This window comes from Bacillus sp. FJAT-27916 (genome assembly GCF_001183965.1).
Lineage (GTDB): Bacteria > Bacillota > Bacilli > Bacillales > Pradoshiaceae > Pradoshia.
Genome location: NZ_LFZV01000001.1, coordinates 3,539,176 through 3,560,828, shown reverse-complemented (window position 1 = coordinate 3,560,828; position 21,653 = coordinate 3,539,176). Strand labels below are relative to the sequence as shown.

Genomic DNA, 21,653 nt, shown 5'->3' with positions numbered 1-21,653 from the left:
ACAAAAAAGCGGATTAGCGAAAAAAATGAATATCGTGTTTTGTTCCAATGTAGAAGTTCATTAAGGTATGCAGGTTTTGTAAAAGCTTGAATGTAGACATTTGGTCTCTTCAATAAATCGATGGATCTTCATAATTATTTTGTGAATGAATAATGAATTGGAGGGGTAATGATGAGAACCCTATCACCAGAACAAGAGCAAACACTGCTCACCACCCTGCAAGACCGTTTTGAGAAAAATAGACAGCGCCATCCAAATATTGAATGGACACAGATTCAGGAGAAATTGGAGGCCAATCCCGAAAAGCTGTGGTCTCTATATCAAATGGAAGAGACTGGCGGAGAGCCGGATGTAGTGGAGGAAGGTCATCTAGCAGGCGAGTATGTCTTTTATGATTGTTCAGCGGAAAGTCCTAAAGGACGGAGAAGCGTGTGCTATGACCGCGAAGCACTGGAGGCAAGGAAGAAGAATAAACCGAAAACGAGTGCAATGGATATGGCTGCCGATATGGGGATTGAGATTTTAACGGAGGAACAGTACCGGAATCTGCAGAAGTTTGGTGAATTTGATCTAAAGACCTCCAGCTGGGTGCAAACGCCTGCTGCGATTCGTACTCTTGGCGGAGCCATTTTTTGTGACCGACGCTATGACATGGTGTTTATGTATCATAATGGCGCAGATTCATATTATGCTGCCAGAGGCTTTCGCGGCTTGCTGCGGGTCTGATCAACTAACCCTGATTTCACTTTGGAAATCAGGGTCTTTTTTTGTTCCAAATAGGATGGAATCTGATGAAAAGGTTACTATTTACAAAATATTGGGTAGGGATAGCATATGAGCTTTTTCCTGCTGATGGAATAAAAGGGGTTTATTAGTTTTTGATAGAAAGGAACATATGATGAAGAAAGTATCGAACGTATTTTGGATTACTGTTGCGATTGTGTTAGCGGCTGTGGTGTTTGGGGTTGCGGCACCAGCAAGCTTTGAGGAAGCTACGGCAAATCTGCAATCTTTTCTCACCACGTCATTCGGTTGGTATTATTTAATTTTAGTGACGATTATCGTCATTTTTTGCGTGTTTCTCATTTTTAGTCCTGTTGGGACGATTCGGCTTGGCAAGGCAGATGATAGACCGGAGTTTTCAAATGCCTCCTGGTTTGCCATGCTCTTTAGTGCCGGCATGGGGATTGGCCTTGTGTTTTGGGGGGCAGCTGAGCCGCTCTCCCATTTCATGACTCCGCCGCTTGCGGATGGGGGAACTCCTGAAGCGCATAAGGAAGCGATGCGCTATACATTCTTCCACTGGGGAATCCATGCATGGGGAATCTATGCAATCGTAGCGCTTGCCCTGGCGTATTTTCAATTTCGGAAAAATGAGCCTGGCTTGATATCGGCGACTTTAAAACCTGTGCTAGGTAAAAGGATGGATGGCCCTCTAGGAACCATCGTAGATGTATTGGCTGTTTTTGCGACAGTCATCGGAGTGGCGACCACTTTAGGCTTCGGAGCGGCACAAATAAACGGCGGGTTATCTTTCATGTTTGGCATTCCGAATAGCTTTGGCGTTCAAGCCATCATTATTGCTATCGTAACGGTGCTGTTTATCCTCTCGGCTTGGTCTGGATTAGGGAAGGGCATCAAATATTTGAGCAATGCGAATATGGTATTAGCCAGCCTGCTCTTTCTATTAATGTTCATTGTTGGACCAGCTATTCTCACCTTAAATATGTTTACGGATACACTCGGAGGATATATCCAGAATATCGTTCAAATGAGCTTCCGGATTGCCCCTCTTAATGAGGAGCACCGCTCATGGATTAATGGATGGACAATTTTCTATTGGGCATGGTGGATCTCATGGTCACCCTTCGTTGGGATATTCATCGCACGCGTATCTAAGGGCCGAACCATCCGTCAATTCATGATTGGGGTCTTATTGCTGCCGGCTTTAGTCAGCTTCTTATGGTTCTCTGTTTTTGGCACCTCAGCTATTGAGGTACAAAATGCGGGGAATGTCGATTTAACCAACTTTGCCACAGAAGAGGTCTTGTTTGCGGTGTTAAGTGAATTTCCATGGTCGACAATTCTCTCTATCATTGTGATTATCCTTGTGTCGACCTTTTTCATCACATCTGCGGATTCTGCCACCTTTGTATTGGGTATGCAGACGACCTATGGTTCACTCACACCGGCAAATACGGTGAAAGTAGTTTGGGGCATCGCTCAATCTGCCATCGCCTTGATTCTCTTATATAGCGGTGGATTGCAGGCCCTGCAAAATTCCTTAATTGCAGCTGCTTTCCCGTTTTCGCTCATTATTGTGTTAATGATGATATCACTCTACCGATCGCTGTCCCAGGAGAAAAAGGAGCTTGGCTTATACTTTAAACCGAAGCGGCCGGAGGAAGGCACAAAAGAGGAGCGGGCTTGATGCCCCTCTTTTTTTGCGTTGGCCGTTCCTTTATGATTCTTTCTTTCGGAAAGGTACAGAGGAAGAAAGTTAAACTATGTCGAATATAGTAAAGAAGGAGAATACATGGAATTCATAGATTTTCTGTAGGAAATGGTGAGTTATTTAAGGGAGAGATTAATATAAATCCATTGATTTAAGCTAGTAATCTAGTTGAAAAGGACAGTTGAAGGGATATGTGGAAAATGAACAATGCTTTATACATATTGTACGCCATCGTATTGGGAGTCGTATCGATTGTGACCGGTGAGATTGTAACCTTTATCATGCTGGGATTCATACTTTTAAGCTTGAATAATATTCATAAGATTCTTGTGAAGCTTTATCTTCAGAATGAGCGGAATAATAGGGGGTAGGAATAGAGGAGAGAATGAGAGAGATATTTAAGAATTTCTTTTAAAGGACTGTTAGATATGTGGGAGCAAAAATATATTGAAACGCCAAGAGGGCGCTTTGAACTATTTACATGCGGGAAGGGAGAACCTCTATGTGTCACGCATTTATATAGTGAATTCAATGAACGCGGCTATTATTTTGCGGATGCCTTTGCAGGGAACTTCAAGGTATATTTGGTTAATTTAAAGGAAGCAGGCCATTCATGTAAGGTCAATCATAATGCCGAATTAAGCATGTCTGAGGCCGCCAACGATTTAGAGGCAATCAGGGAAGCGGTTGGATTGAAGCAATGGGCATTTGCCGGACATTCGACCGGCGGTATGCTCGGTTTGGTTTATGCCATGCTTTTTCCGGGTTCTCTTTCTAAGCTGATGACAGGGGGGGCAGCAGCCAGAAGAGGATATATGGAGCATGGAGGAAGCATGTATTGTCCAAGCAGTCCGCTAAATAAAAGATTGATAGAGATTTTTACAATATTGAAATCTCCAGATGCTGCGATAGAGGAGAAAAGGGCCGCCAGTGGGATTGGAGCGATATGTCTCTTTATGATCCATCGAAGCGGGATGAATATTTCAGCAAGCCATCAAGCGGCAAGGTTGTGCAAAAAAGATTGGAGTATTTCTCTTTTCGGGAATTGCCGTATTTTGATTTGCTTGGGGAACTCTCGAATATTGTTACACCAACCATCGTGTATGGCGGAAGGCATGATGCGCAGTGTCCCTTTGTATTTTCGAAAGAAATATATGAAGGCATTAGAAATGCTAAACTATTTGTATTTGAAGAAAGCAATCATATGCCTTATTTAGAGGAAAAGGATAAGTTCGCAAAAATGGTCGAATATTTTCGTTCAACACCGTATTGTTTAGGTAATCAATAGAGGAATTAACAAGTAGGGGGCAGCAAAATGATTGAATTCAAGCCAATCGACCGAACCAATTATCATGAGTGTATAGATCTAAAAGTAGCCGAGGCGCAAAAGAACTTTGTCGCGCCTAATTTATTTTCCCTCGTCCAGGCAGCATATGAACCGGATTTCTATCCATTAGGTATTTATGAGGAAGGGAAAATGGTCGGGTTTATTTTGTATGATTTTGATTATGAGTTAAATGGCTGGTCCATGAGCCGTTTCATGGTTGGTGAGGAATATCAGAGCAAAGGGATTGGGAAGGCGGCTTTGAAGGCTTTCATCGATTTCTTCATCCATAAGCATGGCCGCCTGCCGCTCTATACGAGTGCAGAGGTGGACAATTCTGTTGCGATTGCCTTGTATGAGAAAGGCGGCTTCGAGAAGCAGGAAGTGTTCGAATACGAATCAGGTGGCAGGACGTACAGGGAAATTCGAATGATAGCACAACTATAAGCAGGATAAAGAAGGGGGGCACTCTGTCAGCAAGACCTATTTAACAGAGCGCCCCTTTTTTCATAAAGCCGCACGAATTTGGTCAAAAATCGTATTGAGATTCTTGTTCCTCACGAATCTTTGTGAAGGTTTTTGTCAGGATAATCGTATCTTCCACTAATCGTTTTATCCGAAATAACACATCGTCATTGGTTATTTCCTTTTGATAAAAGTCCTTCTCTTCTATGAACACATATGTCTGCACCATTTGCGCTTTCATATAAGCGAGGATTGGTTTTAGCTGCTGTTCTGCAACAAGATAATGCTTTGGTGAGCCAGCAGTCACAATCATGCTGACTACTTTATCCCGAAAAGCTTGAACGGGCAGCAAGTCAAAGATGTTTTTGAGTGTGGCAGGTAAAGATGCCTGAAAGATTGGTGTGCCAATAATGAGTGCATCTGCGTCCATAATGGTTTTGGTGACAAAGCCTGCGTCACCTTCATAATCTAGGTAATTCCGGCCGTCGCTGAACTGAATGTCGTATTCTGCCAAGTCAATTAATGTTACATCAACATCAGGGTATTGTTTCTTTAACAAGGCTACTGTCGTATTTAATGCTGTTAGCGTTTTTGAACCGATTCGAGAACCGGATAATGCAACTACCTTCATGATCATTCCTCCTTATTTCTGGGCTGTGTATTTCCGGATGGCTGGCAAGATTTTAGAGCCAATCAAGTCAATATTTTTTTTGATTTGATCGAACGGCATTCCCCCAAAGTCAATTTGGGCAATATAGCGTTGATGTCCAAACATTTCATGCTGATAGAGAATTTTCTCAATGATTTCTTCGGGGCTGCCAATATTCATGATATTGTGCGGGTCAATTCCTTGAGCAAATAGCTGCTTCGCAAACCCTCTGCCATTTGTTTTCTTCATTCCTTCGTTAATATGTGGATATAATTCTCTTAAGGCTTGCTGTGATGATTCTGATGCATAAAAGAAACCAGCAGTCGCTACCGGCAGTTCGGCTGGATTGAATCCATTGCTTCTTGCTGCCTCACGATAGGCATCAATGGTATTCTTAAATATAGAAGCGGGTCCCCCTAAATGAGCCATGAACATAGGCACACCCGCATAGCCAGCCTTGATGGCACTCGCCGGTGTACCGCCAACAGCACGCCAAATCGGTATTTTTCCTTCCTTTGGCCGCGGGAGAATTTGTGCATTCTTTAAGGGCGCACGGTAGTTTCCACTCCAATTGAGCACTTCTTCCTTATTGATTTGAAGAAGAAGCTCGAATTTCTCCTCAAATAATTCCTCATAATGCCGGATATCATAACCCAATAAATCGAATAAACCTACCCTAGAGGCGCGACCGGCAACAATTTCTGCCCGCCCGTTGGATATTAAATCAATGGTTGCGAAATCCTCATACACGCGTACAGGGTCAGAGGTACTGATGATTGTTGAGGAACTGGCGATTTTAATATTTTTTGTCGCTTGAGCAATGGCGCCGAGAACAACCGAATGAGCCTGCGTTGCAAAATATTCCTGGTGGCTTTCTCCAACACTGAAGAAATCTATTCCTGCTTCATCGGCCAGTTTGGCATATTCAATGATTTCTTGTACACGTTCTTGTGCAGAAATCCTTTCGCCTGTTAGCGGGTTGGGAAGATGATCGCCCAATGTATAAATGCCAAATTCTAATCCTTTAGACGGATCTATTCTGTATTGTTTCATTTAAATCTCACCTTCTCTTAAATTTTCTGATTTCAATATAACTCTTTTGTATCTTCAGTATGAAGGGTATAGGATAATAATGGAAGTACGCACTTTGAAGTGGTATACTATCAAAAATGATACTAAAGGAGAGGACAGTCTTCATGGAGATTGAACCTAAGTTATGCAAGGTCGAAGATGCGCTTGGAATTCTTGTCGGGAAATGGAAGCCAATCATTCTATTGAACTTAATGAAAGAGGGTACCCAACGATTTAGTGAATTGCAGCGGAATCTCCCGGGTATTACTCAAAAAATGCTCACAAAGCAACTCCGCGAATTGGAGGATGAAGATATCATTAAACGTGTTGTTTATCCGCAGGTTCCGCCGAAGGTAGAATATTCTATCACTGAATATGGGAAAACACTTGAACCAATATTAGCGGACATGCATGAATGGGGAATGAAGCATACGCTTCATAAGCAGCAAAGAGCACAGCAAAAAAACACATCAGTTTCTTCCTGAAATCGAAAAGATAATAGATAAGAGAAAAGGCGTGAATCCAAGAGGGGTTGATGCCTTTTTTATGCTTGTCCTTTCAGTAAAATTGTCCTGCTAGATGGGTGAGGGCTAGTGCCGCTATATCTAGAGGGGACATGTCTAACATTGATTTTCTTTATTTTTTATTGCAAATACAATAAAATTGCGGTAAGTTAACGATAGTGAATTATTGTTGCGTTTGCAATAAAAAGAAGGAGCTTATAATGAAAGAAATTCTACGTGAGATTGGTATGATTGCAAGGGCCTTGGATTCCATTAGCAATATTGAATTCAAGGAATTTGATTTAACGAAGGGACAGTATTTGTATGTCGTCCGCATCTGTGAGAATCCAGGAATCATTCAGGAAAAGCTGGCTGAGATGATCAAGGTGGACCGGACGACGGCAGCCCGGGCGATTAAGAAGCTTGAGATGAATGGTTTCATCGAGAAGAGAGATGATTCTCTCAATAAGAAGATCAAAAAGCTTTATCCGACAGAGAAGGGGAATAAGGTCTATCCATTTATTAAACGGGAGAATGACTATTCCAACCGCGTGGCGCTTGCAGGATTTACGGAAGAGGAGATGGAGACCATCCATGACCTGTTGCAAAGAGTCAGGAAGAATGTCGAAGTGGACTGGGAATATGTGAAGAAGGGTAATAAGCGAGATTACTAAGGAGGAGCAGCCATACTGTATGATGATTACGATCAAAAAGTGTACACTCGACGACCTGGATGACCTTCAAGTCATCAGCTATGACACATTCAATGAAACATTTAAGGAGCAGAATTCAGCGGAGAATATGAAGGCCTATTTGGAGAGGGCCTTTACATTAGAGAAATTGGAGAAGGAATTGTCCCATCCATCCTCCCATTTCTTCTTCATCTATATTCACGGGGAGCTTGCTGGTTACTTGAAGGTCAATATGAATGATGCCCAAACAGAGGAGATGGGTGAAGAAGCATTTGAAATTGAACGGATTTATATTAAGCGAGATTATAAGAAGCAAGGTCTCGGCAAGTACTTGCTGAATCTGGCACACGACATGGCTATTACCCATGGGAAGAAAAGCATCTGGCTCGGAGTATGGGAGAAGAATCATCACGCCCTTGCCTTCTATACGAAAATGGGATTTATCCAAGCGGGAGCTCATTCCTTTTTCATGGGAGATGAAGAACAGATAGATTACATTATGGTGAAAGAGCTTCTTTAAATTGACGTAGGTGGTGAATTAGGATGTATGTACCGAAAATGTTTAAAGTTACAAATCAAGAGGACATTTATGCCTTTATCGAAGCAAATTCCTTTGCGACACTTGTCACGATGGAAAAGGGAAAACCGATTGCTACTCATTTGCCAATGGAATTGAAGAAGCAGGGTGAGGATTATTATCTTACCGGGCATCTTGCGTACGGTAACCGTCAGTGGAAAACCTTTGATGGTGAGGTTCTTGCTATTTTTCAAGGACCGGATGCATACATATCTTCTTCTTGGTATGAGCATGAGGAAGTGCCGACATGGAATTATCAAGCCGTGCATGTGTATGGGCAGGCCGTAATACTCGAGAGGGAAGAATTGATCGAAGAACTCAGCCGGATGCTCAAAAAGTACGAGGGAAACCGGGAGAATCCTGTATTGTGGGAGACTCTCTCCCCGGAACTTCTTGAACAGGAGCTGAAGGGAACAGTTGGCTTCAAGATTAAGATCAGCGACATTCATGCAGCCTATAAATTAAGCCAAAACCGAAATCAAAGAGATTTTCAATCTATTATGGAGCGGCTTCGTCATGAGGGGAATTCGAAATCAGCGGAAATCGCTAAAGAGATGGAAAAGAGAGTAATTGATTAGAAGGAATCAAGAGCTGACCTGTACAGCTCTTTTTTATTCCAATATATGGTTGTTTGCTGTGCTATAATTTAAAGAAAAAGGGTTGGGAGAATTTGAGGTTACTAGATGACATAAAAAATATGTTCCTGGATATCGCGGCTGCTGTCCATGGATTTTTCTATGGGTTCATCGTAATTAGTACGACTTCAGTGGTTATTGGATTGATTGTGTATTTTGGAATCGCAGCATATAAGTTCGTTTTTAGTTAGGACGTGGGAGCATTCATGTACTACAGAATAATAGAGGAACCAAAAGAAGATGTCTATCGGCAATTGATTGACCTGGCATTCAAGGTTTCTGATCGGTTTCAGCTGGTATTGAGGAAAGATATGATGTCGAATGTGAAGAGAGCGATGAAGTCTTATGAGCCTATCTTGAGTATGCTTGAGCCCTCCTTGATTGAAAGGAAAGAGGCATCCGAATGGGCGAGTACCATCTTGCTTCGTTCGGATGCTTTTGTCTATGAATACCGCATAACTGATGAAGCAAGAGAAGTGATGGAGTCCTTGTCTGACTCGTTATATGGCTGGATTCAGCCTGATTTGCCAGAAGACTTAGCCTTCCTTAAAGAAGGAAAGGCATGGCTTACGACATCCTCCCATGAAGGATGGTGTGTAATTAGTCCAGAAAATACGCGCAGCAGTAAATGGTTAGTTGAAAAACTTATGACTATAACAGGGCTTAAACTTGAGAAAGTAGAAGACTAACAAGTGATTGGTGATTTGAATTTTTTCTATAAATGAATTGGAAGTAACAGATAAAGGAGCGGGCATGACATGCCCGCTCCTCTTTACTAGCTTATTTTGCTGCGTTGATGTAAAGCAGACCTTCTGCTCGTTCAACGGACTTATTGCCATAATCATCTGTTGCCGTTACTTGAACTGCTGCACCGTTGGCTTTTACGTTCTTCGTGGCTGTGTAGTAGCCGACATAATGGCCAGGTGATGTTTCACGCATTGGCAGTTCGATGGCATTGGCAGATTGCTTAAGGTTCGTAAGTGGAAGAAGGATAGAGAAGGTTGCGTCAAGTCCTTCTTCACTATCAAATTCCACTTTAATGGAATCTCCGCTTTCAAGCTCTCTATCCGCATCAGGCTTCAGATTTTCAAAGACTGGAGCTGTGTATTTCACATCAAGAGTGACTGTTTTCTTGATGCTGTTTCCAGCTTTGTCTTTTGCCTGAACCGTGATTTGGTTGCTTCCCTCATCGAGAAGGATACGCTTGCTGAATTTTCCATCCTTCACTGTAGCTGTTTGACCGTTGACCTTCACCCAATCTAGGTTCTCGTCAGCGACCGTACCTGTCACAGTGACGGTTTCTTTATTATATTTGGTGCCGTCTGCAGGAGATGTGATCGCAAGCTCAGGCTTAGCTTGGTCGAGGATGATGGTAACCGGCTCTGAAGCATCGGTTGAACCGACATCTGTTTTTGCTTTGGCAGTCAGTTCATTTGCGCCGTTATCAAGCTCGACTTCTGCTTTAAAGACTCCCTCGCCATTTGTTTCCGTTTCGACAGCCTTTTCACCGTTTTTGTACAGTTCAATTGCTGTATCAGGTGAGGAAGTGCCTTCAACGCTTACTTTATTCTTATTTGTGTAAGAACCATCAGCAGGAGAAGTGATGACCGGCACCTCCAGCTCATAATTAACTGTTGCGCGAATCATATAGTTTCCTTCTGCCTCAGGAGTTTTGGACCAGGAGCCACTCACATATTGCCAGCTTCGACCTGCTTTTGGTCCGTTTTCATCTGTGCCAAGTCCAGGTGCGTTTGGATTTGGTAATGTTTGTGTGTACACGATGTAGAAGTCGCCTTCAACCATAATGCCATGCTCGGCAAGGTCGACATGTGTCCAAGTACCGTCACGAAGCGCTGTGTGACTGAAAGGACCACCGAGTTTTTGGCCAGGGGCACCATCTGCACCGCTTGCATCATAGACAGATACGTCAAATGCTGTACCGCCAGGATTTGGCCAAGAAGTATCCCAGAAACGGAGAAGGGCACCTGTGACTAAGGCTTGTTTTTCTCCTTCTTTCAAGGACATCTTCACAGCCCAGCCGTTTCCGGCATCATAGAAGGCTCTTGCGTTTTCGGCTGTTCCATCATCATAGCCGATTTCGCCGGCATATCCAATGAATGGTCGAAGATCGAAGTTCGCGGTTGCTGGTTCGCCTTCTTCAATTGTTACGGTTGTTTCTGCACTATAGTAAGAAGGGGCAGTGATTTTCAATGTGTACGTGCCTTCATAAGCTGTAAGTGTGTATTCCCCGTCCTCATTAGTCATAACAGGAGTAACTGCTGCATCCTCGACTAAGTAGATGGTCGCACCTTCAACCGGTTCGCCTGTGCTGCGGTTTGTGACAACACCGCTGACAGTACCTTTCGGTGTTTCTTGCAGGGTGAAGTTCGCCGTAGCTGTGCCTTCATCCTCTACATTGACTGTTCGTGACTGTGATTGATAACCGTATGCCTCAGCCCGTACCGTATATTCCCCAGTTGCATGAGTTAGTTCATAGGAGCCATCTTGAGGGTTGGTGTATACAGAGCGGCCTGTTTCAAGCACATTCACCTTTGCTTGTAATGGAAGAAGCAATGGTAAAGGTGTTTCTTTATCAGGGTCACTGTCTTTTTTGCTATCTTTTGCTTTTACTGGAGTGATTTTGTTCGGATCAACTTTTGTCTTAGCTGTTGCTTTTGTGGTGTCTTCTGTTGTTTTTGTGATACCAAGATTTGCTTTCTTCGCCGGTGCGATTGGTGTAGCAGAGAGTTTAACATCATCTAAATACCAGCCTGCGCGCTGAACAGATCCATCTGTTGTCACGTTAAAGGCAATATAGACACGCTGTCCGGCATATTCGCTCAAGTCTACTTCCCCGTCCACCCATGCGTTGGATAGATCATTATAGCGAGCAACCTGTGTCCAAGTTGAGCCATCTGTTGAAAGGAAAACATGACCGAAATCATAGTTTCTCTCTAGATTGTACCAATGCTTAAATTGAAGGAAGCTATTGCCCTCTGGAAGGTCGATTGGGGGCATTTGCAAGCTCATATTCGCGCTGTTTGCATAGTTTCCAGCAAGGTTGGTCGCATAAACCTTTTCACCGGAGGCAGCTGCGCCTGGTCCTGAGGTTGGAGCTCCCCATTCCCATGAGTTATTCGTGCCGTAGGATCTCCATCCTGTCGGGTTTTGTTCAAAATCTGTTTCGTAGCCGACAGTTATGCCGTTTAGAAGCTCTACTGTGTATGTGCCGGTTTCTTTCGTGTTTCCGCCAAAGTCATTGGCAATGAATTGATACTGTGTTGATTCACCAGTCAATTCACTTCCAGGAATCGTTGCTTCGTATTCGCCGGATTGGTAATCGCCGCTCACGCGTTCGGCGCTCACTTCAGCCCAGCTTCCATCTGCCTTCTTGTATTTCAGTGTTACGTTTGTAACAGAGATATTATCCGTTGCTGTCGCTTTAAGAGCAAGGTCCATTCCTTTGTAAGAGCTTGTAACAGGCTCTGTTTCAATAGCTGGGGCTTGTGTGTCATCCCCTTCCTTTGTTACAGTTCCTTTAATTTTGCCAAGGCCGCTGACAACGGAGGAAACTGCATCAAAAGCATTGACGAGTCCAGCCCCATAGCCATTGTTAGGAGATACAGGATAGGTACTGTCAGTAAGCGGAGTAGCTGTTGTAGATAAGATTTCCTCAAGCTCATCAACAGTTAAGCTGGCATTTGCCTGCTTCAATAAGGCAACGACCCCAGAAATATGCGGTCCTGCCATGGATGTTCCGTTCCATCCGCCTTCATAGGCGCCTCCTGGAACAGATGAGCGGATATTGACACCAGGTGCAGAGATATCCGGCTTAAGCTCACCATAAGGGGATGGTCCTCTTAATGAGAAGCTCGCTAACGCATTATTGATATCAGTCGCACCAGTAGCGTAAGATTCCGGATAGTTAGCTGGATTGGCAACAGATCCTGGGCCGCCCGGGTTAGTTAAAGTTGTGTTCCCGGCGGAGAACTCTGGGAAGATATCTGCACTTTTCCAAGCCTGGACCATTGGACGGAACCATTCATCAAGGCCGGCACCGCCGCCCCATGAGTTGGTGACTACGTCAGGTGCCATTTCAGGATGGGGATTACCGGCGGCATCTTTCGGTGCCAATACCCATTCTCCGGCTTCTATCAAGTCAGAATCTGTACCTCCGTTTGCTGTGAAGGCTTTAACGGCAATGAACTTAGCGCCCGGGGCTACACCGATTTGGTTCGTGCCATTTGGCTCGGAACCGACCATCGTTCCAATTGTGTGAGTGCCATGATCTAGATCATCATAAGGGGCATTGCGGTTAGCTGAAGTTGCGTCATACCAGTTATATTCATGGGAAGGCTGGTTCGGATTCGCTGGGTCGTATCCACGATATTTTGTCTTCAGGGATGGATGATCCCATTGAACGCCAGTATCAATGCTGGCAACAACCGTTCCGGCACCATCAATGCCCATTTCCCATACGGCAGGCGCGCTGATTTGAGCGATATTCCACTCAACGGAAGATGTTTCAGCTTTTGTTTCCTTAGCTGATTCCTTCGTTGTAACTTTCTTATTTTCAGTTGTTTTTGCTTTTGTCTCGGCTTTGGCTACTGGCTGTATCAGCTGTCTTGTTTCATTTGGGAGGATTTTGTCTACCTCTGGATAAGCCGCAATTTTCTTCATGACCGATTCTGAAGCCGTGACAGCTATCGCATTCACGATATAGAACGATTGAAGATCCTTCGCTTCGCCTGCCTTCACCTGTTCCTCTAAGAATTTATTGACATTCATTTGAGTTTCTTGGGCGGTGGCACGGAGGTTTGTGACTATGCTTGAGCGCTTGGCCAATGATGCCTTAGAAGATGACAGCTTTTGTTTCTTGGCAGCTGCAGTCGCTTCTTTCGCTACTTTAGCAGTATCGACCTGCTCCTTGAATTTGATGATAAAAGAAACTTTATCCTCTTTTTCAAACTGGGTGGAAAGCTTCTTGGAGATTTTTGTCTTACTCTTTTCGGCAATTGTCGAACTAGCCGATGTATTGACTGATTTTGTGGTTGAAGCATAAGATGCGGTTTGTGCCCCTGATGTGAAGATCAGTGCTGGGATGAGAAGTGAAGATAGAAGAATGCCTTGTACCTTTTTTCTTTTTCTGCTCATTATTTCCCCTCCTACTTTTATTGTCGAACGTTCTTAATAACATTCATCACCTCCTATTCATAAGAATGCTTGTTTGCGCTCGTGGTTGTTATATCAACTTTACCTTAATGATTGGGTCGAAGGTTGTCTGTTTTTATCATAATAAAGAGTTGTTCGTTAAAATGAATCCTTTGGAGGAAAGCCGCATGTATATGGGGTTGTCGAAATCAGTACAAAGTCTATGAGTGTCAGGCTAAAAAGCGGAAGAAGGTCATATACCATATAATGTAAAAACAGGGAGAAGGAGTAAAATGAGTATTCCGGCATGTGAGATGGAAGTAAAAGGATTGATATGTGCGAAATAGAGAACATAGGATGACAGCTAACGAATTAGGAAGCAAGCAAAAACTGGGGGGAATAGATGAATAGGAGAGGCAGATAGGCCCAGTTATGTGAATGGATCAGCTCGTTCGTAACAGATAATCAATCCCTAACCAAGAAAGGGATACGACAAAATTTGCCTAAATATGTGGATAAATGAGAGATGCCCAGTGTAAATTATTATTAGAAAATAAAAAGTACAGGAGGGTCTAAATGAACGACTATTTAGCAAAAGCACAAGCCATGAAAGATGAATTAATCAACTATAGGCGGCATATCCACCAAAACCCTGAAGTGGGGGACCATCTTCCGCAAACAACCGCATACGTGATGGAGCGTTTACGGGAATTCGGATACGATCCTGAGGAGATTTGTGACAGCGGAATTGTTGCCTTGGCCGGTAAAAAGGACGGGGGAAAAACATTCATGCTGAGGGCGGATATGGATGCACTCCCGATTACGGAGGAGACTGATTATTCCTTTAAAGCGACGAATGGAAAGATGCATGCATGCGGACATGATGTTCATACGACTATGCTATTAGGAGCGGCTAAGCTATTAAAAGAGCATGAAAATGAGCTTGAAGGAACGGTTAAGCTTATCTTTCAGCCGAACGAGGAAGGCTTCAAGGGAGCAAAACGGATGATTCAGGCAGGTGTTTTGGAAAACCCTAAGGTGGATGCGGCCATGGCCCTGCATGTTCATTCAGGCACACCGACAAATACGGTCCTGTATGGACATGGAACAAGCATTGCCGGCTGCACAATCTTCCGTATTACGGTCAAAGGGGTCGGATGCCATGGGGCGATGCCGGAAACAGGTGTTGATCCGATTAATATCGCCTCGCATATTTATCTCTCCATGCAAGAAATCATTGCTAGAGAAGTGTCTGCTATCCAATCTGCGGTTATCACAGTCGGAAAGTTCCAGGCAGGGAATACGCATAATGTTATCCCTGACCAAGCGGTATTAGAAGGGACCATCCGTTATTTGGATGTAGACATAGGCGATTTTATTCAAAAAAGACTAGAAGAAATTGTCACCTCTACAGCGAAGCTGTTTAGAGGAGAAGCAAACTTTGAGGTCGTGGCATCTGTTCCTCCTTTGAAGAATGATGATGCGCTCGCCGACCAATTGTCCACTTATGTAAAGGATATTGTTGGAGATCAAGCTGTCATTTCCTTTGAAGGCGGAGGAATGGGCTCTGAAGATTTTGCTTCGTACGGGTATAAGGTGCCGAGTGTCTATTTCCTGCTAGGAGCTGGGTCGAAAGAAGAAAATCCTCACTATGGGTTTCCGATGCATCATCCTCAGGTTGAGTTCAACGAGGATATCTTACCGATAGGTGCAGCCATGCATGCCAATGCAGCGACGATGTGGCTCAAATCGAATAAACCCTCATGAAACATTTTCCAAGGGAGAAACGTATATAAATAGAGGAGAAAGTAACAAAAATATACGGTGGGGGAGAATTGTGATGGCAGAGAAATATATTTCGATTGTAGGGGTCAGCCATTACTTTGGCCCGGAGATTTTTAAGGTGGGACAGAAGGTCATTCTGCGAAAAGACCATGATAATAAGCAGGATGATGAAGCGATTCAAGCGGAGCTTCAGACAATCGGCAAGGTCGGATATGTCGCCAATAATTATCAAACGGTTGCCAAAGGAACGCAAAGTGCCGGACGGATTTATGACTCGTTTGATGAGGTATGCGCAGGAGAAGTGGCGTTTATTGTGAAAGACACCGTTATTGCTAAGGTGCTCCCGGAGGAAAAAGTAATAACAGAAGAGGAAAGTAAAGGAGTCTGAAAATGCCATCAGACTCCTTTTTCAATCAAGAGGTTTGCTTAGTCAGTTTGTTCTTAAGCTGTGCCAGTTGCTGCATAAGACCTTCATATTCAGCAAAATCAATCTCACAATTCCCAAACACAACTTCAATTCTTGAAGTGATAAGCGGCTTTTGGTCCCATGCTTTTTGCTCAAGGGAGATAAACACTTTGCGTTCATCAAGCCTTGAGCGTTCCTTCTTCAGCCATCCGTTTGCTTCCATACGGGAAATCATCGGGGTTAATGTACCTGTCCCAAGATTGACGTGCTCGCCTAATTCCTTCATGGTCACATGGTCTTTTTCCCATAAGCTCAGCAATACTAAGTATTGGGGATAGGTTAAACCAAATTTCTTTAAGGCATTTGTATACAATCGCGTAAATTCGCCTGAGACTTCATAGAGGGAGAAGCATAATTGCTTTCTCAGTGTAAAAAACTCTTCCATATCATTCACCTAACGACTTGCATTCTCGATGACACTTCGGATATCTTCTTCAATCTTTTGGGGTTCAGTTGTGGGAGCATAACGCTCAATGACCTCACCCTTTTCATTAACGAGAAATTTGGTGAAATTCCATTTAATCTGCTTACCGAGCAAACCCTTTTGCTGCTGGGTCAGATATTGAAACAGAGGATCAGCCTCATTCCCATTGACCTTGACTTTCGCAAACATCGGAAAGCTTACCCCATAATTCATCTGACAAAATTGTGTCGTCTCTTCAATATCGTCATATTCTTGATTGTTAAATTGATCGCATGGAAACCCAAGGACCTGGAAGCCGTCTTCTTGAAATTTCTCGTGCAGCTCCTGTAAGCCTTTAAATTGGGGGGCCAAGCCGCATTTGCTGGCCGTATTCACGATTAAAAGCGGCTTTCCTTCATACATATCCAGCGGCTGCATTAATCCGTCTGTTTTCTTCACTTGGAAATCATAGACTGTTTTCATGCAAATCCTCCTCCATATAATTGTATCGTGTACGATTTAATTATACAGAAAATGGTCATTCTTACCAAAGGTTACGGTTTGTGATGATAGGGTTACTAGTTGGTTAGTTTGTTAGTTGCGGCGTAGTGAAACGAATTTCGCTCATACGGCTTGTAGTCTGCCCATAGGCTGGTGAATTCGCCCTTAAAGTCAAATCTTTCGCTCTTAAGCCTTATCATTTCGCCCATAAAACAAGAAATGACAAAGATTTCACGATGAATTTAATGCTAACCAAGCTCCTGTAGTCAAAATCATCAGCTTAGGCTCATTTATCATAAATAATTCCGGATTTTTTTGATAAATGTTCTTCCTTATGACCATCTAGAGCTATTTATCAAAAAAACAGGCAGAGCTTCTCTGCCTGTAATCGATTATTTAATGACTTTCACGAATCGTTTCTTCCCAATCTGAATGACATCCTCGCTGGCAATGGTCTGATTCAATGTTTCAGATGTCAGCTTTTCCCCATTGAGGGAGACGCCGTTTTGCTTCACTAAGCGGAGGAACTCGCTTTTGCTAGTGACAAGTCCATGCTCGATGAGATTCGGGATAACATCTGTGATGGTTTCTTGAGCGTCCTCCAATTGGATGGTCGGAATGTCATTGGGCAGCTCTCTTTTGCGGAAGACCGTCTCGAAGTACTGTCTTGCCTCCTTCATTGTCTTCTCACCGTGGTACAGGGCGGTGATAATCTGAGCGAGCTCAATTTTGATGTCTCGCGGATTTTCCCCGTTTTCTAAGCGAGCTTTGATAGCTGCTATTTGTTGTGGATGTTCATCTGTCGCTAATTCGAAGTATTTGATAATCAGTTCATCAGGGATTTCCATTACCTTCTTGAACATCACTTCAGGAGCTTCGTTCACACCAATGTAGTTGCCTAAGCTTTTGCTCATCTTTTCTTTGCCGTCCAATCCTTCAAGAAGCGGCATGAAGATGGCGATTTGTTTCTCCAGGCCGAAATGTTTTTGCAGCGTACGCCCCATGAGGATATTGAAGGTTTGATCTGTACCGCCGAGTTCAATATCTGCCTTTAATTCCACGGAATCGTATGCTTGCATGAGCGGGTAGAAAAATTCATGGATGCCGATTGGTATCTGGTTTTGGTAGCGTTTTTGGAAATCATCTCTTTCCAAAATACGAGCAACCGATGTGGTGGCCGCTAATTTAATGACATCTTCAAAGGTCAATTTCGACAGCCATTCACTATTAAAGCGGACAGTTGTTTTCTCCTGATCAAGCACTTTGAATATTTGCTCGCAATATGTTTTTGCATTTTCCTTTACAACTTCATCACTGAGCGCAACACGGCCCTTTGCTTTGCCAGTCGGGTCGCCGATGCGGCCGGTGAAATCACCAATCAGGATGACGGCATGGTGGCCTAGATCCTGCATTTGCTTAATCTTGCGAAGGACAACCGCGTGTCCAAGGTGAATGTCCGGAGCAGATGGGTCAAGACCGAGCTTGATTATCAGGGGCTGATTTTCCTTATATGATCGTTCAAGTTTTACGTGTAATTCCTCTCTGTCAACGATGGTGTCTGCGCCTTTTTGAATGATTTCCAATTGTTTTTCAGGTTTTAAAAACATACGAACATCTCCTTGTAATATTAAAAGAATTAATATAGCAAGCTCTATAAGAGTAAAAAACAAAAAACGCCCTTTAGGCTATATGCCTAAAGGGCGTATTTAAACGCGTTACCACCTTTATTCAAGAGCTGCTCACACAACTCTTCTCACTAGGTACGGCTTTTGAGCGATACCTTTGCCATGATGACGGATGCTTTCCCCGGCGTAGCCTACTGTGAGTTCGGTACGCAGCTCCGAGATGTATTCACTCTAACTTTCCTTTGCGCCTCTCAGCTGCCGGCTGCTTTCTGTAAGTTCCATTAGAGCTACTCGTTCTCTTCAACGCTTTTCCTCTTATACTCCGAAATGTCAGAAACAAATCTTCGTTATGCAGATATTAACCATAATTAAACAGCAGAGGAGGTTATTTGTCAATCCACTCAGGACGTTTTTTTCAAAAGATATAAGAAATAGGGCGCGCCAATGATGGATACGATAATTCCCGCTGGTATGGTTTGTTCACTGTAAATAATGCGGCCGATGGTATCAGCGGTAATTAAGATAGCTGCACCAATCAAAGGTGACAGGAATAAGAAGCTTTGATGCCTTGCTCCGACCAACCGTTTGGCGATATGTGGAGCAATCAGGCCGATAAAGCTGATATTCCCAACCACCGATACGGAGGATGCTGCCAAGGCTACTGCCACAATCAAAAGGATGACGCGATCACGATTGACATGGACACCAACCCCCTTAGCGACCGTTTCATTCAAGGCGAGCAGGTTCATGGCGCGCTGTTTGAACAATAAAATTGGCACAGAGATTGTCAGCCAGGGCAGGAGTGCAAGAATAAATGGCCAATCTGCCCCCCATATACTGCCCGCCAGCCATCTCGAGATGAATTGAACATCTTCCTGTCTGGCTCCAGAGATAAGAATGACCATCAAGCCAGAAAGGGCTGAGGCGAAGCCGACTCCCATCAGGACCAGCTTGACGGGCTGGATGCCTTTCTGTTTTTCTACAGTCATACCATAAATCAAGACGGCCGTTATAATTGCGCCGGCAAAACCGACAGCCGGCAATTGATACGTATAGTAGTCAAGATTTGCGTCAACGAATAAATAAAAGATGGTGATAGCCATGCCGGCACCAGCATTGATACCAATAATGCCGGGGTCAGCCAAATCATTTTTAGTCAGGCTTTGCAGAATCGCGCCGGAAAGCGCTAAGGCCATACCAGCCAAGGCCAGAATAAACACACGCGGCATCCGGACTGAGAGGAGAATGAACTCCTCCTTAAAGGAACCTTCCCCTATCAGAGTTGGAATGATTTGACTGAGTCCAACAGCAGATGGGCCGAGGCTGATGCCGGCGAGAATGCTCAGAAGCAGCAAGATTAGCATAACTCCATATATGAGGCGGACGTGATTTTGTTTACGCAAATGTTCGTCCCCCTTTCTTGACTAAGAATAGGAAGAATGGGAGTCCAATCACAGCCACCAACGCGACCACAGGAATCTCTAACGGTGCGAAGATCATTCGACTAACAAAGTCTGTCAAAATCATGAAGGTACCGCCAGCAAGAATCGACATCGGGATAATGGCTCGGTAATCTGCTCCGACGATTCTTCGCACAATATGCGGAATAAACAGTCCGACAAAGGATAGATTGCCAATCAGGGCAACGGCGGTTCCTGCCAATATGACAACAATGACCATTAGGATGATCTTTATGAAGGTTGTCTTCTGTCCCAAACTTTTGGCCAGCTCCTCGTTCAGGCTAAGAATGGTCAGCTGTCTGCTGTAAAAGACAGCCCCACCTAGTCCAAGAACAATGAACGGGACGATGATGAGTGAATCCCATGTCGTACTGACCAATCCGCCGGCTGTCCACATGCTTAAATCCTTCGAAACATTAAATAAGATACCGACGCTGCTAGAAATGGCCTGTAAGAAGAGAGAAACGGCTGCGCCGGCTAAAACAAGTTTCAGCGGAGAGAGGCCGTTTTTCGAAGTCATTCCTATTCCAAATACAAGAAGCATTCCGGCTGCGGCACCAATAAAGGAACTGAACATGAGCATGAGGAACGTCAGGGCGGGAAGAAAGGCCATGGTGATCGCAAGGGCTAGATTGGCTCCGGCTGTCAGCCCTAAAAGACCGGGGTCAGCAAGCGGATTTCGAGTCATGCCTTGCATGATGGCCCCTGCAACGGCTAACGCAGCGCCGACAAAGAAAGCCGCAATGACACGCGGAAAGCGGATATCTCTCAAAATATCATAATAAGCTCCACCGCTTCTCCCTGTGATTGCTTCATATATATCGAGCAGGGTGGTCCTCGCAGCCCCAAGACTTAATGCCAGGAAAGTCACCCCGAATAGGAGGAGAACAGCAAGCAGCCATTTACTAATAGTGAGATAGGATGTCTTCATAAGCATTTACTTCCTTACTTTCCTAAGAAATGCTTTTCAAAGAAATCCAATTGATAATTCAATGAATAAGCATCAGCAAAATAGAAGGATGCACCGTTTGCATAAAAGACATTCCCATTCTTGACAGCAGAAATATTCTTATAGGCGTTTGATTCAAGGAAGGAGGTATCCTTCTCTGTTTCAGCTACATTTAAGACAAGGTACTCACCCACATAATCTCCCAGTACTTCTTCAGAGATTCCGAAATAACCCGGTTCAAGTGCCACATCGGCAACAGCCTCAGGCATTTTTAAGCCCATTTCCTTGTACAAAATTTCCGTTCCGCGGCCCCAGCTATCTCCAAATAAGAAGATTTGTTTATCAGCATAGCCAGCGACTGTAACCGTTGCATCTTCGCCAATTTTTGCTTTGATTTCTTTTCCTAAAGAAGCAGAACGCTCTTTGAACTCATCCATCCAAGCCTGCATTTCTTTTTCTTTATTCAGGACTTTTCCAATCTCCATGCGGGTATCCAAGTAATCAAGCTTCCCATATGTAAATAAGACGGTTGGCGCGATTTCTTCAAGCTTTTTGGCATCTTCAACATTGTTGGAGCCAATGATCAAATCTGGCTCAAGCTCAATGATTTTTTCGTAATCTGTGCTTTCGACGATTTCTGCGTCTGGATAAGCTTTTGCGAATTCGGGGTTATCATAGGACCAGGAATCCATGCCGACTACATTGACCCCCATTTCGAGCAGGTCTCCTACATAAAGGGAAAGAACAACAACCCGTTTTGGATCAGCCGGTACTTCAACCGGACCGCTTTCAGACTCATAGGTAATTGTTTCAGTGGTGGTATCCTTCTCCTTTGATTCATCTCCTGAGGAAGCTTCCTCGTTCCCGCACGCTGCGAGAAACATCATCATTGCTGTTAGTAAAAAAATAAGCCGTTTTTTCATGTTACTAATCTCCCATACT

21 protein-coding genes and 1 other annotated feature are annotated in these 21,653 nt (G+C 44.0%); of the genes, 12 read left to right on the top strand and 9 right to left on the bottom strand.

What is annotated here, in order from left to right; translation table 11 throughout:
• The first annotated feature begins 168 nt into the window (after positions 1 to 168).
• The 5 genes from AC622_RS17445 to AC622_RS17430 all read left to right on the top strand — a co-directional run bounded on the left by AC622_RS17445 (position 169) and on the right by AC622_RS17430 (position 4,226).
• Entirely contained in the window at positions 169 to 726 is a 558-nt protein-coding gene (locus AC622_RS17445) for a DUF4256 domain-containing protein (RefSeq protein ID WP_049672209.1), read from the top strand.
• 172 nt (positions 727 to 898) lie between these two features.
• Positions 899 to 2,431 carry a glycine betaine uptake BCCT transporter gene (locus tag AC622_RS17440; protein WP_049673055.1) on the top strand — a complete coding sequence of 511 codons (1,533 nt, stop codon included), beginning with the start codon at positions 899 to 901 and terminating at the stop codon, positions 2,429 to 2,431.
• A gap of 224 nt (positions 2,432 to 2,655) precedes the next feature.
• A complete protein-coding gene (locus tag AC622_RS21295; protein ID WP_197089954.1) occupies positions 2,656 to 2,826 on the top strand; it encodes a hypothetical protein in 171 nt (56 codons plus the stop codon).
• A gap of 57 nt (positions 2,827 to 2,883) precedes the next feature.
• Entirely contained in the window at positions 2,884 to 3,672 is a 789-nt protein-coding gene (locus tag AC622_RS17435) for an alpha/beta fold hydrolase (protein WP_331456718.1), read from the top strand.
• Positions 3,673 to 3,770: 98 nt separating this feature from the next.
• Positions 3,771 to 4,226, top strand: coding sequence for a GNAT family N-acetyltransferase (locus tag AC622_RS17430; RefSeq protein ID WP_049672208.1), 456 nt, complete (start codon positions 3,771 to 3,773; stop codon positions 4,224 to 4,226).
• Between the two features lie 82 nt (positions 4,227 to 4,308).
• Here the strand turns inward: AC622_RS17430 and AC622_RS17425 are convergent, their stop codons facing one another.
• A complete protein-coding gene (locus AC622_RS17425) occupies positions 4,309 to 4,875 on the bottom strand; it encodes an NADPH-dependent FMN reductase (protein WP_049672207.1) in 567 nt (188 codons plus the stop codon).
• A 12-nt stretch (positions 4,876 to 4,887) separates the two neighbouring features.
• Positions 4,888 to 5,946 (bottom strand): LLM class flavin-dependent oxidoreductase, encoded by a 1,059-nt coding sequence (locus tag AC622_RS17420; RefSeq protein WP_049672206.1) that lies wholly within the window; start codon positions 5,944 to 5,946, stop codon positions 4,888 to 4,890.
• Positions 5,947 to 6,089: 143 nt separating this feature from the next.
• On the opposite strand from AC622_RS17420, the gene AC622_RS17415 reads away from it, so the two are divergent.
• The 5 genes from AC622_RS17415 (at position 6,090) to AC622_RS17395 (ending at position 9,060) form a co-directional block, all read left to right on the top strand.
• Positions 6,090 to 6,449 carry a winged helix-turn-helix transcriptional regulator gene (locus AC622_RS17415; protein ID WP_049672205.1) on the top strand — a complete coding sequence of 120 codons (360 nt, stop codon included), beginning with the start codon at positions 6,090 to 6,092 and terminating at the stop codon, positions 6,447 to 6,449.
• 239 nt (positions 6,450 to 6,688) lie between these two features.
• Complete coding sequence (locus AC622_RS17410; RefSeq protein WP_049672204.1) at positions 6,689 to 7,141, top strand: MarR family winged helix-turn-helix transcriptional regulator; 453 nt, start codon at positions 6,689 to 6,691, stop codon at positions 7,139 to 7,141.
• Between the two features lie 19 nt (positions 7,142 to 7,160).
• Positions 7,161 to 7,679, top strand: a complete 519-nt coding sequence (locus tag AC622_RS17405) for a GNAT family N-acetyltransferase (protein WP_049672203.1) — start codon at positions 7,161 to 7,163, stop codon at positions 7,677 to 7,679.
• A 23-nt stretch (positions 7,680 to 7,702) separates the two neighbouring features.
• Complete coding sequence (locus AC622_RS17400; protein WP_049672202.1) at positions 7,703 to 8,314, top strand: FMN-binding negative transcriptional regulator; 612 nt, start codon at positions 7,703 to 7,705, stop codon at positions 8,312 to 8,314.
• Between the two features lie 263 nt (positions 8,315 to 8,577).
• Positions 8,578 to 9,060 carry a hypothetical protein gene (locus tag AC622_RS17395; RefSeq protein WP_049672201.1) on the top strand — a complete coding sequence of 161 codons (483 nt, stop codon included), beginning with the start codon at positions 8,578 to 8,580 and terminating at the stop codon, positions 9,058 to 9,060.
• Between the two features lie 91 nt (positions 9,061 to 9,151).
• On the opposite strand, the gene AC622_RS17390 is transcribed toward AC622_RS17395, so the two are convergent.
• Positions 9,152 to 13,525, bottom strand: a complete 4,374-nt coding sequence (locus AC622_RS17390) for a S8 family serine peptidase (RefSeq protein WP_049672200.1) — start codon at positions 13,523 to 13,525, stop codon at positions 9,152 to 9,154.
• 573 nt (positions 13,526 to 14,098) lie between these two features.
• Here AC622_RS17390 and AC622_RS17385 point away from each other — a divergent pair.
• Entirely contained in the window at positions 14,099 to 15,289 is a 1,191-nt protein-coding gene (locus tag AC622_RS17385; protein WP_049672199.1) for a M20 metallopeptidase family protein, read from the top strand.
• A gap of 73 nt (positions 15,290 to 15,362) precedes the next feature.
• Complete coding sequence (locus tag AC622_RS17380) at positions 15,363 to 15,695, top strand: HIRAN domain-containing protein (protein ID WP_049672198.1); 333 nt, start codon at positions 15,363 to 15,365, stop codon at positions 15,693 to 15,695.
• A 25-nt stretch (positions 15,696 to 15,720) separates the two neighbouring features.
• On the opposite strand, the gene AC622_RS17375 is transcribed toward AC622_RS17380, so the two are convergent.
• The 6 genes from AC622_RS17375 to AC622_RS17350 all read right to left on the bottom strand — a co-directional run bounded on the left by AC622_RS17375 (position 15,721) and on the right by AC622_RS17350 (position 21,634).
• A complete protein-coding gene (locus AC622_RS17375) occupies positions 15,721 to 16,158 on the bottom strand; it encodes a MarR family winged helix-turn-helix transcriptional regulator (RefSeq protein ID WP_049672197.1) in 438 nt (145 codons plus the stop codon).
• A gap of 9 nt (positions 16,159 to 16,167) precedes the next feature.
• Positions 16,168 to 16,659 (bottom strand): glutathione peroxidase, encoded by a 492-nt coding sequence (locus AC622_RS17370; RefSeq protein WP_049672196.1) that lies wholly within the window; start codon positions 16,657 to 16,659, stop codon positions 16,168 to 16,170.
• A 410-nt stretch (positions 16,660 to 17,069) separates the two neighbouring features.
• Positions 17,070 to 18,284 (bottom strand): tyrosine--tRNA ligase, encoded by a 1,215-nt coding sequence (gene tyrS / locus AC622_RS17365; RefSeq protein ID WP_049672195.1) that lies wholly within the window; start codon positions 18,282 to 18,284, stop codon positions 17,070 to 17,072.
• Positions 18,285 to 18,370: 86 nt separating this feature from the next.
• Positions 18,371 to 18,615 (bottom strand) — a binding site (T-box leader).
• An 88-nt stretch (positions 18,616 to 18,703) separates the two neighbouring features.
• The gene (locus tag AC622_RS17360; protein WP_049673054.1) at positions 18,704 to 19,666 is read right to left on the bottom strand and encodes a FecCD family ABC transporter permease; all 963 of its coding nucleotides are present in this window, start codon (positions 19,664 to 19,666) and stop codon (positions 18,704 to 18,706) included.
• 31 nt (positions 19,667 to 19,697) lie between these two features.
• A complete protein-coding gene (locus AC622_RS17355) occupies positions 19,698 to 20,699 on the bottom strand; it encodes a FecCD family ABC transporter permease (protein ID WP_049672194.1) in 1,002 nt (333 codons plus the stop codon).
• Positions 20,700 to 20,707: 8 nt separating this feature from the next.
• Entirely contained in the window at positions 20,708 to 21,634 is a 927-nt protein-coding gene (locus AC622_RS17350) for an iron-hydroxamate ABC transporter substrate-binding protein (protein WP_049672193.1), read from the bottom strand.
• Between the last annotated feature and the right edge of the window lie 19 nt (positions 21,635 to 21,653).

What these genes read in the sequence shown, in the direction of transcription:
- AC622_RS17370 (WP_049672196.1), bottom strand. Translation starts at nt 16,659, where the DNA reads ATGAAAACAGTCTATGATTTCCAAGTGAAGAAAACAGACGGATTAATG.
- AC622_RS17355 (WP_049672194.1), bottom strand. Translation starts at nt 20,699, where the DNA reads ATGCTTATGAAGACATCCTATCTCACTATTAGTAAATGGCTGCTTGCT.
- AC622_RS17445 (WP_049672209.1), top strand. Translation starts at nt 169, where the DNA reads ATGATGAGAACCCTATCACCAGAACAAGAGCAAACACTGCTCACCACC.
- AC622_RS17385 (WP_049672199.1), top strand. Translation starts at nt 14,099, where the DNA reads ATGAACGACTATTTAGCAAAAGCACAAGCCATGAAAGATGAATTAATC.
- AC622_RS17435 (WP_331456718.1), top strand. Translation starts at nt 2,884, where the DNA reads ATGTGGGAGCAAAAATATATTGAAACGCCAAGAGGGCGCTTTGAACTA.
- AC622_RS17440 (WP_049673055.1), top strand. Translation starts at nt 899, where the DNA reads ATGAAGAAAGTATCGAACGTATTTTGGATTACTGTTGCGATTGTGTTA.
- AC622_RS17375 (WP_049672197.1), bottom strand. Translation starts at nt 16,158, where the DNA reads ATGGAAGAGTTTTTTACACTGAGAAAGCAATTATGCTTCTCCCTCTAT.
- AC622_RS17410 (WP_049672204.1), top strand. Translation starts at nt 6,689, where the DNA reads ATGAAAGAAATTCTACGTGAGATTGGTATGATTGCAAGGGCCTTGGAT.
- AC622_RS21295 (WP_197089954.1), top strand. Translation starts at nt 2,656, where the DNA reads ATGAACAATGCTTTATACATATTGTACGCCATCGTATTGGGAGTCGTA.
- AC622_RS17425 (WP_049672207.1), bottom strand. Translation starts at nt 4,875, where the DNA reads ATGAAGGTAGTTGCATTATCCGGTTCTCGAATCGGTTCAAAAACGCTA.
- tyrS (WP_049672195.1), bottom strand. Translation starts at nt 18,284, where the DNA reads ATGTTTTTAAAACCTGAAAAACAATTGGAAATCATTCAAAAAGGCGCA.
- AC622_RS17350 (WP_049672193.1), bottom strand. Translation starts at nt 21,634, where the DNA reads ATGAAAAAACGGCTTATTTTTTTACTAACAGCAATGATGATGTTTCTC.
- AC622_RS17430 (WP_049672208.1), top strand. Translation starts at nt 3,771, where the DNA reads ATGATTGAATTCAAGCCAATCGACCGAACCAATTATCATGAGTGTATA.
- AC622_RS17420 (WP_049672206.1), bottom strand. Translation starts at nt 5,946, where the DNA reads ATGAAACAATACAGAATAGATCCGTCTAAAGGATTAGAATTTGGCATT.
- AC622_RS17400 (WP_049672202.1), top strand. Translation starts at nt 7,703, where the DNA reads ATGTATGTACCGAAAATGTTTAAAGTTACAAATCAAGAGGACATTTAT.
- AC622_RS17415 (WP_049672205.1), top strand. Translation starts at nt 6,090, where the DNA reads ATGGAGATTGAACCTAAGTTATGCAAGGTCGAAGATGCGCTTGGAATT.
- AC622_RS17360 (WP_049673054.1), bottom strand. Translation starts at nt 19,666, where the DNA reads ATGCTAATCTTGCTGCTTCTGAGCATTCTCGCCGGCATCAGCCTCGGC.
- AC622_RS17395 (WP_049672201.1), top strand. Translation starts at nt 8,578, where the DNA reads ATGTACTACAGAATAATAGAGGAACCAAAAGAAGATGTCTATCGGCAA.
- AC622_RS17390 (WP_049672200.1), bottom strand. Translation starts at nt 13,525, where the DNA reads ATGAGCAGAAAAAGAAAAAAGGTACAAGGCATTCTTCTATCTTCACTT.
- AC622_RS17405 (WP_049672203.1), top strand. Translation starts at nt 7,161, where the DNA reads ATGATGATTACGATCAAAAAGTGTACACTCGACGACCTGGATGACCTT.
- AC622_RS17380 (WP_049672198.1), top strand. Translation starts at nt 15,363, where the DNA reads ATGGCAGAGAAATATATTTCGATTGTAGGGGTCAGCCATTACTTTGGC.